Source organism: Kineococcus sp. NPDC059986, assembly GCF_040702905.1.
Lineage (GTDB): Bacteria > Actinomycetota > Actinomycetes > Actinomycetales > Kineococcaceae > Kineococcus.
In genome coordinates this window covers 75,610-90,448 of the sequence record NZ_JBFBND010000001.1, presented here as the reverse complement: position 1 = coordinate 90,448, position 14,839 = coordinate 75,610, and the positions used below count along the sequence as shown (strand labels likewise).

At 75.0% G+C, this 14,839-nt stretch carries 13 protein-coding genes; 11 read left to right on the top strand and 2 right to left on the bottom strand.

The genetic code is table 11. The features are described from left to right. The first annotated feature begins 57 nt into the window (after positions 1-57). The 8 genes from AB0637_RS00405 to AB0637_RS00370 all read left to right on the top strand — a co-directional run bounded on the left by AB0637_RS00405 (position 58) and on the right by AB0637_RS00370 (position 10,444). Positions 58-993, top strand: a complete 936-nt coding sequence (locus tag AB0637_RS00405) for a proline iminopeptidase-family hydrolase (RefSeq protein ID WP_366169155.1) — start codon at positions 58-60, stop codon at positions 991-993. Then, positions 990-2,384, top strand: coding sequence for an APC family permease (locus AB0637_RS00400; protein ID WP_366169154.1), 1,395 nt, complete (start codon positions 990-992; stop codon positions 2,382-2,384). The genes AB0637_RS00405 and AB0637_RS00400 overlap by 4 nt, the downstream gene beginning before the upstream one ends. Before the next feature lie 141 nt (positions 2,385-2,525). After that, on the top strand, positions 2,526-3,887 hold the full coding sequence (locus tag AB0637_RS00395; protein WP_366169153.1) for a cytosine permease: 1,362 nt from the start codon (positions 2,526-2,528) through the stop codon (positions 3,885-3,887). A 44-nt stretch (positions 3,888-3,931) separates the two neighbouring features. Next, a complete protein-coding gene (locus tag AB0637_RS00390) occupies positions 3,932-5,509 on the top strand; it encodes a hydantoinase/oxoprolinase family protein (RefSeq protein ID WP_366169152.1) in 1,578 nt (525 codons plus the stop codon). Continuing rightward, on the top strand, positions 5,502-6,647 hold the full coding sequence (locus AB0637_RS00385; protein WP_366169151.1) for a DUF917 domain-containing protein: 1,146 nt from the start codon (positions 5,502-5,504) through the stop codon (positions 6,645-6,647). Before AB0637_RS00390 ends, AB0637_RS00385 begins: the two co-directional genes overlap by 8 nt. Further along, positions 6,644-7,768 (top strand): DUF917 domain-containing protein, encoded by a 1,125-nt coding sequence (locus AB0637_RS00380; RefSeq protein WP_366169150.1) that lies wholly within the window; start codon positions 6,644-6,646, stop codon positions 7,766-7,768. Before AB0637_RS00385 ends, AB0637_RS00380 begins: the two co-directional genes overlap by 4 nt. Positions 7,769-7,793: 25 nt before the next feature. Next, on the top strand, positions 7,794-8,903 hold the full coding sequence (locus AB0637_RS00375) for a DUF917 family protein (RefSeq protein WP_366169149.1): 1,110 nt from the start codon (positions 7,794-7,796) through the stop codon (positions 8,901-8,903). Continuing rightward, positions 8,900-10,444, top strand: a complete 1,545-nt coding sequence (locus AB0637_RS00370; protein ID WP_366169148.1) for a helix-turn-helix domain-containing protein — start codon at positions 8,900-8,902, stop codon at positions 10,442-10,444. Before AB0637_RS00375 ends, AB0637_RS00370 begins: the two co-directional genes overlap by 4 nt. An 11-nt stretch (positions 10,445-10,455) precedes the next feature. Here AB0637_RS00370 and AB0637_RS00365 read toward each other — a convergent pair whose 3' ends face one another. Both AB0637_RS00365 and AB0637_RS00360 read right to left on the bottom strand, forming a co-directional pair. Next, on the bottom strand, positions 10,456-11,349 hold the full coding sequence (locus tag AB0637_RS00365; protein ID WP_366169147.1) for an endonuclease/exonuclease/phosphatase family protein: 894 nt from the start codon (positions 11,347-11,349) through the stop codon (positions 10,456-10,458). 37 nt (positions 11,350-11,386) lie between these two features. After that, the gene (locus tag AB0637_RS00360; protein ID WP_366169146.1) at positions 11,387-12,565 is read right to left on the bottom strand and encodes a DUF4439 domain-containing protein; all 1,179 of its coding nucleotides are present in this window, start codon (positions 12,563-12,565) and stop codon (positions 11,387-11,389) included. Between the two features lie 138 nt (positions 12,566-12,703). Between AB0637_RS00360 and AB0637_RS00355 the strand changes: the two genes are divergently transcribed. The 3 genes from AB0637_RS00355 (at position 12,704) to AB0637_RS00345 (ending at position 14,804) form a co-directional block, all read left to right on the top strand. Beyond that, positions 12,704-13,315, top strand: coding sequence for a ribosome maturation factor RimP (locus AB0637_RS00355; protein WP_366169145.1), 612 nt, complete (start codon positions 12,704-12,706; stop codon positions 13,313-13,315). Continuing rightward, complete coding sequence (nusA, locus tag AB0637_RS00350) at positions 13,312-14,334, top strand: transcription termination factor NusA (RefSeq protein WP_366169144.1); 1,023 nt, start codon at positions 13,312-13,314, stop codon at positions 14,332-14,334. The genes AB0637_RS00355 and nusA overlap by 4 nt, the downstream gene beginning before the upstream one ends. Before the next feature lie 170 nt (positions 14,335-14,504). Beyond that, the gene (locus AB0637_RS00345; protein WP_366169143.1) at positions 14,505-14,804 is read left to right on the top strand and encodes a YlxR family protein; all 300 of its coding nucleotides are present in this window, start codon (positions 14,505-14,507) and stop codon (positions 14,802-14,804) included. Positions 14,805-14,839 lie beyond the last annotated feature (35 nt).

The following is a 14,839-nucleotide window of genomic DNA, read 5'->3' as shown; positions in this document are numbered from 1 at the left end:
GTTACGTTCTGGTTAATGGTCTTGTCCATTGACCATTCAGTCGGCACGCTCGTCGCCATGCCCTCCACGACCAGCTCTGCCCCCGTGCGCGAGCTCACGCTCCCGTTCGGTGAGCACTCGACCGCCGTCCGCGTCACCGGCGACCTCCGCGCTGCCACCCGCCGCCCGCTCGTCGTCCTGCACGGCGGCCCCGGCTGCACCATGGACTACCTGCTGGCGCTCGCGGACCTCGCCGAGCGCGGGATCCCCGTCGTCCACTACGACCAGCTCGGCAACGGCCGCTCGACGCACCTGCCCGACGCCGACCCCGCGTCCTGGACCCCGCAGCTCTTCCTCGCGCAGCTGGACTCCGTCCTGGCCGGGCTCGGCATCGCCGACGAGTACGACCTCCTCGGACAGTCCTGGGGCGGCATGCTCGCGGCCGAGCACGCCGTCCTGCGACCGGCCGGGCTGCGCTCCCTCGTCATCGCGAACTCGCCGGCCTCGATGGACACCTGGTCCCGCGCCGCCCTGGCCCTGCGCGCCGACCTGCCCGCCGACGTCCGCACCGCCCTGGACCTCCACGAGGCCGACGGCACTCTCGACCACCCCGACTACCAGGCCGCGACCGCGCAGTTCTACGCCCGGCACGTCTGCCGCGTGCAGCCGATGCCCGCGGACGTGGCGCGGACGTTCGCCTGGATCGACGAGGACCCGACCGTCTACCACACCATGAACGGCCCCACGGAGTTCCACGTCACCGGCACCAACACCGGCTGGACGATCGAGGACCGGCTGCCGCGGGTGCAGGCCCGCACCCTCGTCCTCAACGGCCGGTACGACGAGGCGACCGACGAGTGCGTCGCCCCGTACGTCGAGCGCGTCCCGGGGGCCACCTGGGTCCGGTTCGAGGAGTCCAGCCACATGCCCCACGTCGAGGAACCGCAGCTGTACCTCGACGTCGTCGACGCCTTCCTGGCCGGCGCCCCCCTCCCCGCAGGAGTCGTCCGATGAGCACACCGTCCGGTGCGGCCGAGCTGTCCGAGTTCGGCTACGCGCAGGAGCTCAAGCGCGGGCTGAAGCTGCGCCACCTCGTCGTCTACGGCATGGTCTTCATGGTCCCGATCGCGCCGTTCTCGATCTTCGGTGGGGTGTTCGACGCCTCCCACGGCATGGTGCCGCTGACGTACCTCATCGGGTTCGTGGCCATGGTGTTCACGGCCGTCAGCTACCAGCAGATGTCCCGCGCGTTCCCCGTCGCCGGGTCGGTCTACGCCTACGCCGGCCGCGGCATCGCCCCGCCGGTCGGGTTCCTCGCCGGCTGGGCGATCCTGCTCGACTACCTGCTCGTCCCGACGCTGCTCTACGTCATCGGCGCCAACGCCATGGCCTCGGTCGTCCCCGGCGTCCCGCAGCAGGTCTGGATCGTCGGGTTCGTCCTGCTCAACACCGTCGTGAACCTGCGCGGCGTCGAGACGACGAACCGCGCCAACATGGTGTTCCTCGTGGCGCAGCTCGCCGTCCTCGTGGTGTTCGTCGTCCTCGCCGTGTCGGCGATCTCCCGCGGGGTGGGCGGGGCGCACTGGTCGACGTTGCCCTTCTACAACCCCGCGGAGTTCTCCACCCCGTTGGTGTTCACGGCGCTCAGCGTCGCGGTGCTGTCGTTCCTGGGGTTCGACGCGATCTCCACCATGTCGGAGGAGACGACGGGTGGGAACCGCGTCGTGGGCCGGGCCACCCTGCTCGCCCTCGTCGTCGTCGCGTTCCTCTTCGTGCTCCAGACGTGGCTCGCCTCGCTGCTGGTCCCCGGGATCACGGCGTTCCCGGACGCGGACGCCTCGAACAACGCCTTCTACGACATCGCCCGGACCATCGCGGGCCCGTGGCTGCAGGTCGTCATCGCGATCTCCGTCGCCGTGGGGGCGGCCATCGCGAACTCCCTGGTGGCCCAGGCCGCCACGTCCCGGCTGCTGTTCTCGATGGCCCGCGACCGCCAGCTGCCCCAGTTCCTGCGTCGCGTCGACCCCGTCCGGCAGGTGCCGCAGCGCGCCATCCTGCTCGTGGCCGGGCTCAGCCTCGTCCTCGGTCTGTTCTTCGTCGGGCAGATCAACCTGCTCGCCTCGCTCTGCAACTTCGGGGCGCTGACGTCGTTCCTGCTCCTGCACGTCTCGGTCGTCTCGCACCACCTGCTGAAGCGGCGGCAGAAGACCTACGGCGTCCACCTCGTCGTGCCGCTCGTCGGGTTCGCGATCATCGGGTACGTGCTGTGGAACGCCGACGTGCACGCCAAGGTCGGCGGTCTCGTGTGGCTCGCCGTCGGCGGCGTCGTGCTGCTGTTCCTGCACCGCGCGGGACGCTCGGTCTCCTTCGAGGCCACGGACGCCGCCGTGGGGGAACGGGTCTGATCCCGCCCGCCGTCGGGGTGTGCGATGCGCACACCCCGGCGGCTCCACCTGGGCCGTCCGCCCCGTGACGGCCCGGGGGCGACGCGCCTAGCGTCCCTCCCAACCCGCCCTCCCCGCCCCTCCGGACCTCGGGAGCCCCCCATGTCAGGTGCAGCAGGACACACCGCCGACGACCACGCGCTCGGTCGCGTGCCCCAGACCGCCCGGTACACGTGGTGGTCGGTCGCCATCCAGCGCTTCGGCCAGGTCTCGGCCCTCAGCCAGTTCCTCCTCGGCGCCACGCTCGGGTTCGGCATGAGCTTCTGGACCGCGTTCTGGGCCTTCACCTTCGGCGCCGTCATCCTCGAGGTCGTCTCGATCTTCGTCGGCATCATCGGCGCCCGCGAAGGCATGTCCACCTCGATGGTGGCGCGCTGGCTCGGCTTCGGCCGCGGCGGCTCCGCCCTCATCGGCCTGGCCATCGGCATCAGCCTCATCGGCTGGTTCGGCATCCAGTCCGCCGTCTCCGCCCAGGGGCTGGCCAGCAGCCTCGGCGGCCTGCCCGCGTGGGGCTGGTCGATCCTCTTCGGCCTCGTCGTGACCGCCATCTGCATCTTCGGGTTCGGGTCGATGGCCTGGACCGCGTACGTCACGGTCCCGGCGTTCCTCGTCCTCGTCGGCTGGGCGATCATCGCCGAGCTGTCCAAGAGCGACGTCGGCGCGCTCATGTCCACCCCGCCGCCGGGGGAACCCATCAGCCTGGCCACCGGGACCACGCTCGTGGCCGGCGGGTTCATCGTCGGCGCCGTCATCACCCCCGACATGACGCGCTTCAACCGGACCAGCGCGGACGTCGTCAAGCAGACCGTCGTCGGCTTCACGCTGGGGGAGTACGTCATCGGGATGTCCGGGGTGCTGCTCGCGCACGCCGTCGGCTCGAGCGAGATCACGACGATCCTCACGTCCTCCGTGGGCTGGGTCGCCGTCCTCGTCGTCCTGCTCGGCACCGTGAAGATCAACGACTGGAACCTCTACTCCTCCGGCCTCGGCGTCGTGAACTTCATCGGCACCGTCACCGGCCGCCGCGTCAACCGGGCCGTCACCACCGCCGTCATCGGCGTCGTCGGCAGCCTGCTCGCCGCCTTCGGCATCCTCGGCCAGCTCACCGGGTTCCTCATCGTCCTGGGCGTCGTCTTCCCGCCCATCGCCGGGATCATGGTCGCCGAGTACTTCGTCGTGAAGAAGTGGCGCGGGGTCCTGGAGTCCTCGCGCGCCGACGCCGACGCCGTGCCGGAGAGCTCCCCGACGTGGGTCCCCGCGACGCTCCTCGTGTGGGCCGTGGCCTCGCTGTTCGGGTACTTCGTGCACGTCGGCCTCGGTTCGGTGAACTCCCTCGTCATCGCCTTCGTCCTCTACGTCGTCGCCGGCCGCACGGGCCTGCTGCGCGAGGTGGGGACGAGTCGCACCACCGACGGCGAGGTCGTGGAACCGGCCCCCGCCACCACCACCCCCGCGACCGCCTGACCGACACCCCGCAGCACCCCCGCAGCACCGAGAGGAAACCCCCCATGCGCATCGGCATCGACGTCGGCGGCACCAACACGGACGCGGTCCTGCTCGACGACGACGGTTCGGTCCTCGCGGCCGTGAAGTGCTCGACGAGCGCGGACGTCTCGGGCGGGATCGTCGCGGCCCTGTCCGGTCTGCAGGCCCAGCGGGCCTTCGACCCCGCCGGGGTGCGGGCCGTGATGATCGGCACGACGCACTTCATCAACGCCCTCGTCGAGGCCCGCCGGCTCGCCCCGACCGCGGCCCTGCGCCTCGGCCTGCCCGCCACGGCCTCGCTGCCGCCCATGGTGGACTGGCCCGAACGCCTCGTGCAGGCCGTCTCCGGGCGCGCCTACCTCGCCCACGGCGGGCACGAGTTCGACGGCCGGACGATCTCCGACCTCGACGAGGACGAACTGCGCCGGCACGCGGCGGACATGGCCGCGCACGGGGTCCGCAGCGTCGCCATCACCTCGGTGTTCTCGCCCGTCAACACCGAGTTCGAGCTCCGCGCGGCCGAGGTCCTGGCCGCCGAACTGCCCCACGTCGCGATCTCGCTGTCGCACGAGATCGGGCGGATCGGGTTGCTGGAGCGGGAGAACGCCACCGTCGTCAACGCGGCCCTGCGCGAACTCGCGAGCGGGATCGTCGACGGGTTGCGGGCCTCGGTCGCCGGGGCCGGGATCGACGCCCCGATCTACCTCAGCTCCAACGACGGCACCCTCCTCGACGTCGAGCACGCCCGCCGCTACCCGGTGTCGACGTTCGCGTCGGGACCGACGAACTCCATGCGCGGGGCGGCCGTCCTGTCCGGTGTGCACACGTGCGCGGTCGTGGACGTCGGCGGGACGACGTCCGACGTCGGCGTCCTGCAGCGGGGTTTCCCGCGCGAGGCCACGACCGAGGTGAGCGTGGCCGGGATCCGCACCAACTTCCGGATGCCCGACGTGCTGTCCATCGGCATCGGCGGCGGGTCGCTCGTCCGTGGCGGCGGGTCCGACGTCCGGGTGGGGCCGGACTCGGTGGGGTTCCGGCTCGTCGAGCAGGCCCTCGTGTTCGGCGGGTCGACGCTGACGGCCACCGACATCGCCGTCGCGGCGGGACGCGCCGACATCGGCGACGCCTCCCTCGTCGCGCACCTCGACCCAGCCCTCGTCCGCGCGGCCCTGGACCGCATCGCGGTCGACGTCGCCGACGCGGTGGACCGCATGCGCACCTCCGCGCAGCCGCTGCCCGTCGTCGCCGTCGGCGGCGGTTCGGTCCTGCTGCCCGACCGCCTCGCCGGCGCCGGGGAGGTGCTGCGGCCGGAGAACTTCGCCGTCGCCAACGCCATCGGCGCCGCCATCGCCCAGGTCGGCGGCGAGGTCGACCGGGTGTTCTCCATCGAACCCGGCAAGCGCACCGAGGTGCTCGACACCGCCCGCGCCGAGGCCGCCGAACGCGCCGTCGCCGCCGGTGCGGACCCCCGCACGGTCGAGGTGCTCGAGGTCGACGAGGTGCCGCTGCCGTACCTGCCCGGGGGCGCGACGCGCATCCGCGTCAAGGCCGTCGGGGACCTGCAGCTCGCGCCGGCCCGCCGGGAGGCCGTGCATGCCTGACGCGCTCGGTGGCACCGCCACCAGGACCCGGGTCGGGATCGAGGACCTCGCCGACATCGGCCGGGGCGCAGCGGTCCTCGGCACCGGGGGCGGCGGCGACCCGCACATCGGCGGGCTGCTCGCCGGGGCGGCGGTGCGCGCGCACGGACCCGTCGAGCTGGCCCCCCTGGCGGACCTGCCCGACGACGCGGTCGTCCTGCCCGTCGCGATGATGGGCGCACCGACCGTCATGGTCGAGAAGCTGCCGTCGGCCGACCAGGTCGGTCGGGCGATCCGCGTCCTCACCGACCACCTCGGGCTCGAGGTGACGCACCTGGCCTGCATCGAGGCCGGGGGCGTGAACTCCCTCATCCCGTTCGTCGCGGCCGCCGAACTCGGGCTGCCGCTGCTGGACGCCGACGGCATGGGCCGGGCGTTCCCGGAACTGCAGATGGTCCTGCCGACCGTCTACGGCATCCGCGGCACGCCCATGTCCATCGTCGACGAGAAGGGGAACTCCGGGGTCCTGGACACCGTCGACAACCGCTGGGCTGAACGCTTCGCGCGGTCGGTGACCATCGACATGGGCTGCTCGGCGATGATCAGCAACTACTGGATGACCGGTGCGCAGGCCCGGCGGTCCCTCGTCCCGGGGACCCTGTCGCTGGCCGCCCGCATCGGTCGCACGCTCACGCAGGCGCGCACCAGCGGTGCCCCGGCCGAGGCCGTCGCCGACCTGCTCGGCGGGACGGTCCTGTTCACCGGCAAGGTGACCGACGTGGCCCGCCGCACGACGACGGGTTTCGCCCGCGGTGAGGCGCGCCTCGACGGCACCGGTGCGGACGCCGGGTCCGACCTGCTGCTGGAGTTCCAGAACGAGTTCCTCGTCGCCGTCCGCGACGGTCGCACGGTCTCGACCGTCCCGGACCTCATCTGCGCCCTCGACACCCAGACCGGGGAGGCCGTGCGCACCGAGGGGCTGCGGTTCGGCCACCGGGTCACGGTGGTCGCGGCGCCGTGCGACGAGCGCTGGCACAGCCCGGCCGGACTGGCCCTGGCCGGTCCCCGGGTCTTCGGCTACGAGGGCGACCCCGTCCGCGTGAGCCCCGAACCCCCCGACCCCGGACCGCTGCTGACCCCGACGGAGGCGCACCCGTGAGCTGGATCCTCGACGAGACCCTGCTGCCCGACCTCGCGCGGGGCGCCGCCCTGCTCGGCACCGGCGGTGGCGGCGACCCGTACATCGGCCGGTTGCTGGTCCAGCAGGCGATCCGGGAGAACGGCCCGATCACCGTGCTCGACCCCCAGGACGAGGCGGAACTGCCCGACGAGGCGTTCGTCGTGCCGACCGCCATGATGGGTGCGCCCACCGTCATGGTCGAGAAGATCCCGCGCGGCACCGAGGCCGTCGTGGCGCTGCGGCGCCTGGAGTCCCACCTCGGCCGCCGCGCCGAGGCGACGATGCCCATCGAGTGCGGCGGCATCAACTCGATGATGCCGCTGCTCGTCGGCGCCCGGACGGGGTTGCCCGTCGTCGACGCCGACGGCATGGGCCGGGCGTTCCCGGAACTGCAGATGGAGACGTTCAGCGTCTACGGCGTGTCCGGTTCCCCCATGGTCGTGGCCAGCGACCGCGAGGAGACGGTGCTCATCGACACCGGGACGGACGACGTCCGGATGGAACGCTGCTCGCGCGCCATCGCGATCCAGTTCGGCGGGGCCGCCCTCATCGCGGAGTACTCCATGACGGGTGCCGACGTCCGCCGCACCGCGATCCCGCACACGATGTCGATGTCGCTGGGCGCCGGTCGAGCGATCCGCGAGGCCCGCGAGAGCCACAGCGCCCCCGTCGACGCCCTCGCGGAGTTCTTCGCCACGACCGTCTACGAGAACGTCCGGACGCTGTTCACCGGGAAGGTCGGCGACGTCGAACGCCGCACGACGGGCGGTTTCGCCCGTGGGCACGCCGACCTGCGCGGGCACGACGGTTCGCACCTGCGGTTGTCGTTCCAGAACGAGCACCTCGTCGCGGTGCTCGACGGCGAGGTCGTGTGCGTCGTGCCCGACCTCATCTGCGTCCTGGACGAGCAGACGGGAGAACCCATCACGACCGAGGGGATGCGCTGGGGCCAGCGGGTCGTCGTCGTCGCCATCTCGACGCCCCCGATCATGCGCACCCCCGAGGCCCTCGCGGTGTTCGGGCCGCGCGCGTTCGGTCTGGACCGCGACTTCACGCCCGTGGAGCAGCTCGTGCCGGGCCCCTCGCTCGCACCTGCCTGAGCGCGGGTGCGGCAGGATCGCCGCCGTGGAGCTCACCGCCGCCGACGTCCCCGCCCTCGTGCGGGGCGCCGAGGTGCTGGGTTCCGGGGGCGGGGGTGACGCGCGCGCCGGCGGCGTCCTCGTCTCCCGGCTCCTGCGCGGCGGGGCCGTGGACCTCCTCGACCCGGCCGCCGTCGACCCCGACCTCCTCGTGGCCGCCGTCGGGATGGTCGGGGCGACGGTCGTCTTCACCGAGCAGCTGCCCGGCGGCGGGGAGTTCGCCCGCGCCCTGGCGGCCGCCGAGCGCTGGACGGGCCTGCGGGCCGGGGCGCTGGCGAGCATCGAGGCGGCCGGGCTCAACGCGGCCACGGCGCTCGTGACGGCGCTGGCCGGTGCCGGACCGGACGGCGCCCTCCCGGTCGTCGACCTCGACCTGTGCGGCCGCGCGCTGCCCCGGCTGGACCAGTTCTCCCTCGCCGTCGCCGGCTCCGACATCACCCCTCTCGCCCTCGCGCTGCCCGGGGGGCAGGTCGTCGTCGTCGACGGTGGGGACGCCGTGACGACCGAGCGCAGCGTCCGCAGCGTCCTGGCCGGCGGCGGTGGGTGGGCCGCGCTGGCGGTCGCGCCGCGGCCCGTGCGCGAGCTGCTCGAGCACGCGCTGGCGGGCACGACCCGCCGGGTCCTCGACGTCGGCCGCCGGCTGCTGGCCCTGCCCGACGCCCCCGCACCGGCGGCCCTGGCCCGGGCCGCGGACGGGGAGGTGCTCGCGGCGGGGCGCGTCCTGGAGGTCGTCCGGCACCGCGGGGCCGGCGGCGGGTTCGGTGGGGGGTTCGGCCGCGGGAGCCTCGTCGTGCGCGACCGGGGGACGAGCACGCTGCTGCGGCTGGAGATGGAGAACGAGTACCTCCTCGCCCTGGCCGACGGCGACCTCGTGGCCACGACGCCCGACGTCCTCGCCGTCCTGGACCGCCGGGCCGCGCGGCCGGTCTCCTGCGACCGCGTCCGGCGCGGGGACGACGTCGTGGTCCTGCGCCTGGACGCCCCCGCGTTCTGGCGCGACCCCGCGCGGCTGTGCGCCGTCGGGCCCCGCGCCTTCGGCTACGACGTCGACCCCGTCCTCGTCGACCCCGTCTCGGCCGCCGAGGCCCACCCGTGAGCGCACCGGGTCTGCCCGCCCTGCTGCACCTGCCGGGCTGGCGCGACGGCGTGCGGCACGTCGCCGGGCCCCTGGACGGCCCGGCCCCCACGTCCGTGGTCCTCGCCGACGGCGCGGGCGCCACCGTCGTCCCCGACGCCGGCCCGGGCACGCTGCTGTGCCTGACGGGGTCGGTGGGGATCGCGGCCGCCGACGCCTGGCGGCTGGAGGCGCAGCTGCGCCGCGCGGCGGACGCGGGGGTCGTCGCCGTGCTCCTGCCCGCGACCGCCCAGCCCTCGGGGGCGACCCGGTTGCTGTGCTCGCGGCTGGGGGTGGCGCTCCTGCTGGCCGACGAACCCGTCCTGCAACGGGCGCTGGAGGCGGCCGTCGTCCTCGCCGCGCCCGACGTCGAACGCGCCCGGGCGACGCGCGCCGTCTCCGCCGCCGTCGCCGCGGGCAGCGGGGTCGACGGACGCGGGCTCGTGCGCCTGCTCGGCCGCCTCCTCGACGTGCCCGTGGCCCTGCTCGACGGCCGGGGCGCCGTCCTGCACGCGGGGTCCGTCGCGGTCCCGGCCGCAGGCCTGCGCACCGGCGAGCCGGTTCCCCAGCGCGTCCCGGTGGCGGCCGCCGAGGGGGGCGGCACGCTCGTGGCCCACCCCGTGCTCCTGCCCGGCGTGCGGGCCGCGCAGCGCTGGTTCGCCGGGGCCGCCCCCGCGTGGGCGGACGTGGACGCGGTGGCCGACTGCCTGGCCGTGGCGGCCGCCGGCCTCGCCGGCCGCCTCGGTGTCGACCGGTTGGGGCTGGAGCGGGACGCCCGGGCCCGGGCGGCGCTGCTGACCGACGTCCTCGCCGCGGGCGAGGGACCGGACGCCGAGCTGCGCCGCCGCGCCGCGGGGGCCGGGTGGGCGTTGGACGGCTGGCACGTCGGCGTGCGCATCGGCACCCCGGCCACGACCGACACCGCCGGGTCGCGCGACGAGGTGGCGGCCGTCTTCGCCGACGGCGGCCTCGCGCCCGTCGTCGTGGAGCACGGGGACGGCTGGAGCGCCTGGATCACCCTGCCGCGCCCGCCCGGCGCGGAGACCGTCCGGGCCCTGGCCGAGGACCTGCGGCAGGTGCACCGGACGCTGCGCCGGCACCTGCGCTGCTGGACGGGGGTCGGGCGCCCGCACGCCGGCCCCGGGGGTGTGGCCCGGTCGCTCGCCGAGGCCACGGACGCGGCGGGTCTGGCGGCCGGTCGCACCGAGCAGGGCTGCTTCCTGCACGTCGACCAGCTCGGGGTCGCGCAGACGCTGCTGGCGTGGACCCGCACGGGCACGTTCCCGCCGGCCGCGCGCAGCCTGCTCGAACCGCTCGGCCCGCCCGAGTCCGACCTCGTGACGACGCTGACGGCCTACCTGGACCAGGAGAGCTCGCTCGTGCAGACGGCCGCCGTCCTGGGGGTGCACCGCAACACCGTCGCGGCGCGGATCGCGCGCGTGCAGCAGCTGCTCGAGGTGGACCTCACCGACCGCGACCAGCGGCTCGCGCTGCACCTGGCCTGCCGCGCGGTCGCCGGCTGAGGGCCAGGGCCTCAGGCCTGCAGGTCCACGAGGACGGCCGTGTGGTCGCTGGCCCACACCCCGTCGACGGGGTCGACGGCGACGCGCCGCACGTCGAGGACGGACCCCTCACCCGTGAACGGCGCCAGCCCCACGAGGACGTGGTCGATCCGGGCGTCGGGCTGGTGGATGCGCGCCACGAACGGGTTGCGCCGGTCCCACGTGAACCCGGGGTCGGCCGGGTCGGCGAAGCGCCAGGAGTCGACGAGGACGAACCCCGGGACGGGGCCGGCCGTGAGGTAGCCGTGGCACAGCCGCAGCTCGTCGGACTCGGCCACCGCGTTGAAGTCGCCCGTCAGCACGGGCGGGTAGTGGGTGCCCTTGGCCCGCGTCCGCGCGACGAAGGGGACCAGCTCGCGCACCTGCGCCACCCGGACGGCCGACTCGGCCGGCGAGGAGTTCAGGTGCGTCGTCGTGAACGGCAGCGGCCGGCGCGGTGCGTCCACGAGCACCTGCAACGCCGTGCGGCCCTCGTCCTCGTGCCCGCCCGCGGGCAGTTCGAGGACGTCGGTGCGAAGGAACGGCCAGCGGCTCAGGACGGCGTTGCCGAACTGCAGGGACTCGGCCGACTCGTCCCCGTGCTGGCGCAACCGGCGCCGCCAGCGGTCGGGGGCGGGGGAGGGGGACCACGCGGCGTGGAACCCCAGGCGTTCGGCGAGCCACTCGGCGAGGTTCTCGTCGTCGTCGGCCCAGACCTCCTGCAGGCCCACGACGTCCGGCTGCTCCGCGCGCAGGACCGCGAGCACCGCCTCCCGGCGGGCGCGCCAGTCCCCGAACCGCCACCACACGTTCCACGTCATGATCCGCAGCGGCGCGTCGGTCGCGCGGGGGCGCCGGTCGGCCGGGGGCGGGGGTGCGCTGCTCATCTCGCGCGCAGTCTCCCAGCCGCGCGCGGGAGGGCGGTCAGGGGGTCGCGGACGGGGTGGGGCTGCTCGTCGCGAGGGGGCGGCCGTCCTCGCCGAGCCACGGGGCGCCCGGGAACGCGACGACCGTCGACCCCCACCGGTGCGCCGACCGGGCCGCGGTGACCGCGCGCCGCGCCGTGGCCGCCCGGTCGGTCCCGGCGGTCGGGACGAGGTCCACGCGCAGCGTCGTCGTGCGGTCCTCGACGGCGGCCGCGAGCGCGAGGGCCGCCTGCGCCGTGGGGGCGGCGACGTCGTACCCCGCCAGCGCTTCCACGGGGGTGACGCGCAGCGCCGTGAGCTCGTCGACGAGGTCGTCCCGGGCGACGCGGTGCGCGGCGAGGTCGCCGAGCGCCTCCTCCCGGCGCGGGGACGTGAGCCGGGCCACGACGAGGCCGTAGGCGTAGACCGTGGCGTGCTCACCGGCGAGGGCGGCCTGCAAGGCCTGGACCCGGGCCGAGGAGCCGCTGGCCGTGGCGGTGTCCGTAGGGGTGTCCGTGGGAGTGGCGGTGGCGGAGGGGGTGGGGCCGACGTCCGGGGTGGCCCCCGCGTCCCCGCCGGCGCTCGTCGTGTCCTCGGGCCGCACGACCGCGCCCGTCGCCACGGCGACCGTGTCGGCGAGCACCGCCCGGGACGCCGCGAGCGCGGTGAGCAGGCGGGCCGTGCCGGCGCCCGGCGCCCGCCCGGTCGCGGGGGTGAGCTCGGCGACGGCCGCGGCGCTGGCCTGCGTCAGCCGGTCCGTCACCTCCTGCGCCGTGCCCGGGCCTGACGGGGGGCTCACCGAGGGGCTCACCGAGGGGCTCACCGAGGGGCTCACCGAGGGGCTCACCGAGGGGCTCACCGAGGGGCTGGCCGAGGGGCCGGCCCCCAGGGCGAGGAGGTGGGCGCGGCAGACCTGCGCCGCGTGGGCGGCGACGGCCTGCAGGGGGGCGGGACCCGTCGCCGCCGGGTCGAGGACCGCCAGCAGCGCGAGGGCGTCCGCGACGGCGGCCTCGCGCGCCACGTCGTCCGGACCGCGCTCGGGCGTGGGGGTCGGTTCGTCCCCGACCACCCAGCGGACCCCGCACGCGCCGAGCACCGGTGCCAGTCCCAGGGCGGCCAGCGACCCCAGCACCGCACGGCGCATCGGCCGCGGCGAGCGGCCGGGGGCGGTGGCGGGCGGGCGGGGCTCGGGCGGCACGGTCGACGATCGTGCCAGGTGGGGCGGCGTCCGCCGCGCGGCGGGAGGGGGGTCCGTCAGCGTCTAAGCTGTCCCGTCGTGCCCGCGCCGGGATCCGGTGCGGCCGTCAGGACAACTCGAGAGCAGGGAGGGGCGGTCGTGGCGACGCTGGAGGAGACCGTCCGGAGGGCCCTGGCTCCCGTCTTCGCCCCCGGCTCGGAGGTGGGTGAGGCTCTCGTCCTCGACGACGTCGACGTGAGCACCGCCGGCCGGCGCCACGTCGTGCGCGTCGTCGTCGACGGCGCCGGGGACGAACCCGGCGACCTCGACCTCGACCTCGTCGCCACCGCGTCCACCGCCGTCTCGCAGGCCCTCGACGACGCCGGGGTGCTGGGGCAGACCCCGTACACGCTCGAGGTGACCTCGCCGGGTGTCGACCGTCCGCTGACCACCCGGCGGCACTGGGCCCGGGCCCGCGGCCGCCTCGTGCGGGCCGTGCTGGCCGACTCCTCCTCCGTGCTCGTCCGCGTCGTCGCCGTCGACGACGAGGGCGTCCACGGGACGGGGGAGCCGCAGATGGTCAAGGGCCGGCCGCCGCGGGCCAAGGACGTGGGCGCACCGCACGACCTCGCCTGGGCCGACCTGGTGCGCGGTGAGGTGCAGGTGGAGTTCCGGCGCGCGGACGAGCTGGACGACCCGGACGACCTGACCGCGGACGACCTGGACGACCTGGACGACGACGAGCTGGACGAGGACGAGGACGAGCAGTGAACATCGACATGGCCGCCCTGCGGATGCTGGAGCGGGACCGCGAGATCCCCTTCGAGACGCTCGTGCGGGCGATCGAGCAGGCGCTGCTCGTGGCCTACCACCGCACCGAGCACACCGACCACAAGGCGCACCCCGACGCGCGCATCGAGCTCGACCGCGGCACCGGTGAGGTGCGGGTCCTGGCCAAGGAGCGCGACGAGGAGGGGACCGTCGTCGGGGAGTTCGACGACACCCCGACCGGTTTCGGTCGCATCGCGGCGACCACCGCGCGCCAGGTCATCCTGCAGCGCCTGCGTGACGCCGAGGACGACGCCGTGCTCGGCGAGTACGCCGGCACCGAGGGCGAGATCGTCTCCGGCGTCGTCCAGCAGGGCCGGGACCCGCGCATCGTGCAGGTCGACCTCGGCGCCCTGGAGGGCATCCTGCCCCCCGCCGAGCAGGTGCCGGGGGAGAAGTACGAGCACGGGTCGCGGCTGCGCTGCTTCGTCGTGAGCGTCAAGAAGGGCCCCAAGGGTCCCCAGGTCGTGCTGAGCCGCTCGCACCCGCAGCTGGTGCGCAAGCTCTTCGCGCTGGAGGTCCCCGAGATCGCCGACGGCACCGTGCAGATCAACGCGCTGTCCCGCGAGGCCGGCCACCGCTCGAAGATGGCCGTGCACGCCACGCGCTCCGGGATCAACGCCAAGGGCGCGTGCATCGGTCCGATGGGCCAGCGCGTGCGTGCCGTCATGGCCGAGCTGCGGGGGGAGAAGATCGACATCGTCGACTTCAGCGAGGACCCCGCCCGCTTCGTGGCCAACGCCCTCTCGCCGGCCCGGGTCACGTCGGTGGAGGTCGTCGACCTCGCCGCGCGCTCGGCCCGCGTCGTCGTGCCGGACTACCAGCTGTCGCTGGCCATCGGCAAGGAGGGCCAGAACGCCCGGCTCGCAGCGAAGCTCACGGGCTGGCGCATCGACATCCGGCCCGACACGCAGGCGGACGCCGAGCCCGACGCCCAGCCCGACGCCCAGCCGGACGCGTAGTCCCGGGACCGGCCCCGCGGCCCGGCGGGACCAGGGCCGCGCGGCCCGCCCGTTGGAGGGTCGCGCCGACCCTGCGCGGGAAGGGCTAGACTGTCCCCATCGTTACACTGCCTGCGACCGGTCCTACCGACCGGCGGTCCGACCACGCCCCGCGTCCACCAGCTGGACCGGTGCGCACGTGCGTCGGGTGCCGCCGCCGGGGTGACCGGTCGTCGCTGCTGAGAGTCGTCGTCGCACAGGACGAGGCGGGAGTCCTCCTCGTCGACGTGCGGCGCCGGCTCCCCGGCAGGGGCGCGTGGCTGCACGACAGCAGCGCGTGCCTGGAGCTGGCGGACAAGCGCCGGGCCTGGTCCCGTGCGTTGCGCCGTCCGGCTCCCCTCGACGCCTCGGGAGTACGGTCCTTCCTGGACTCGTCCCCGTCCGGGGCCGTCGTGTCCACCACCACCGATGAGAGCGGGTCGAACAGCTGATGAGCACCCGATGAGTCTCCAGCGATGAATCCCCC

Coding starts and splice junctions, on each gene's coding strand:
- AB0637_RS00405 (WP_366169155.1), top strand. CDS start 58: ATGCCCTCCACGACCAGCTCTGCCCCCGTGCGCGAGCTCACGCTCCCG.
- AB0637_RS00400 (WP_366169154.1), top strand. CDS start 990: ATGAGCACACCGTCCGGTGCGGCCGAGCTGTCCGAGTTCGGCTACGCG.
- AB0637_RS00395 (WP_366169153.1), top strand. CDS start 2,526: ATGTCAGGTGCAGCAGGACACACCGCCGACGACCACGCGCTCGGTCGC.
- AB0637_RS00390 (WP_366169152.1), top strand. CDS start 3,932: ATGCGCATCGGCATCGACGTCGGCGGCACCAACACGGACGCGGTCCTG.
- AB0637_RS00385 (WP_366169151.1), top strand. CDS start 5,502: ATGCCTGACGCGCTCGGTGGCACCGCCACCAGGACCCGGGTCGGGATC.
- AB0637_RS00365 (WP_366169147.1), bottom strand. CDS start 11,349: ATGAGCAGCGCACCCCCGCCCCCGGCCGACCGGCGCCCCCGCGCGACC.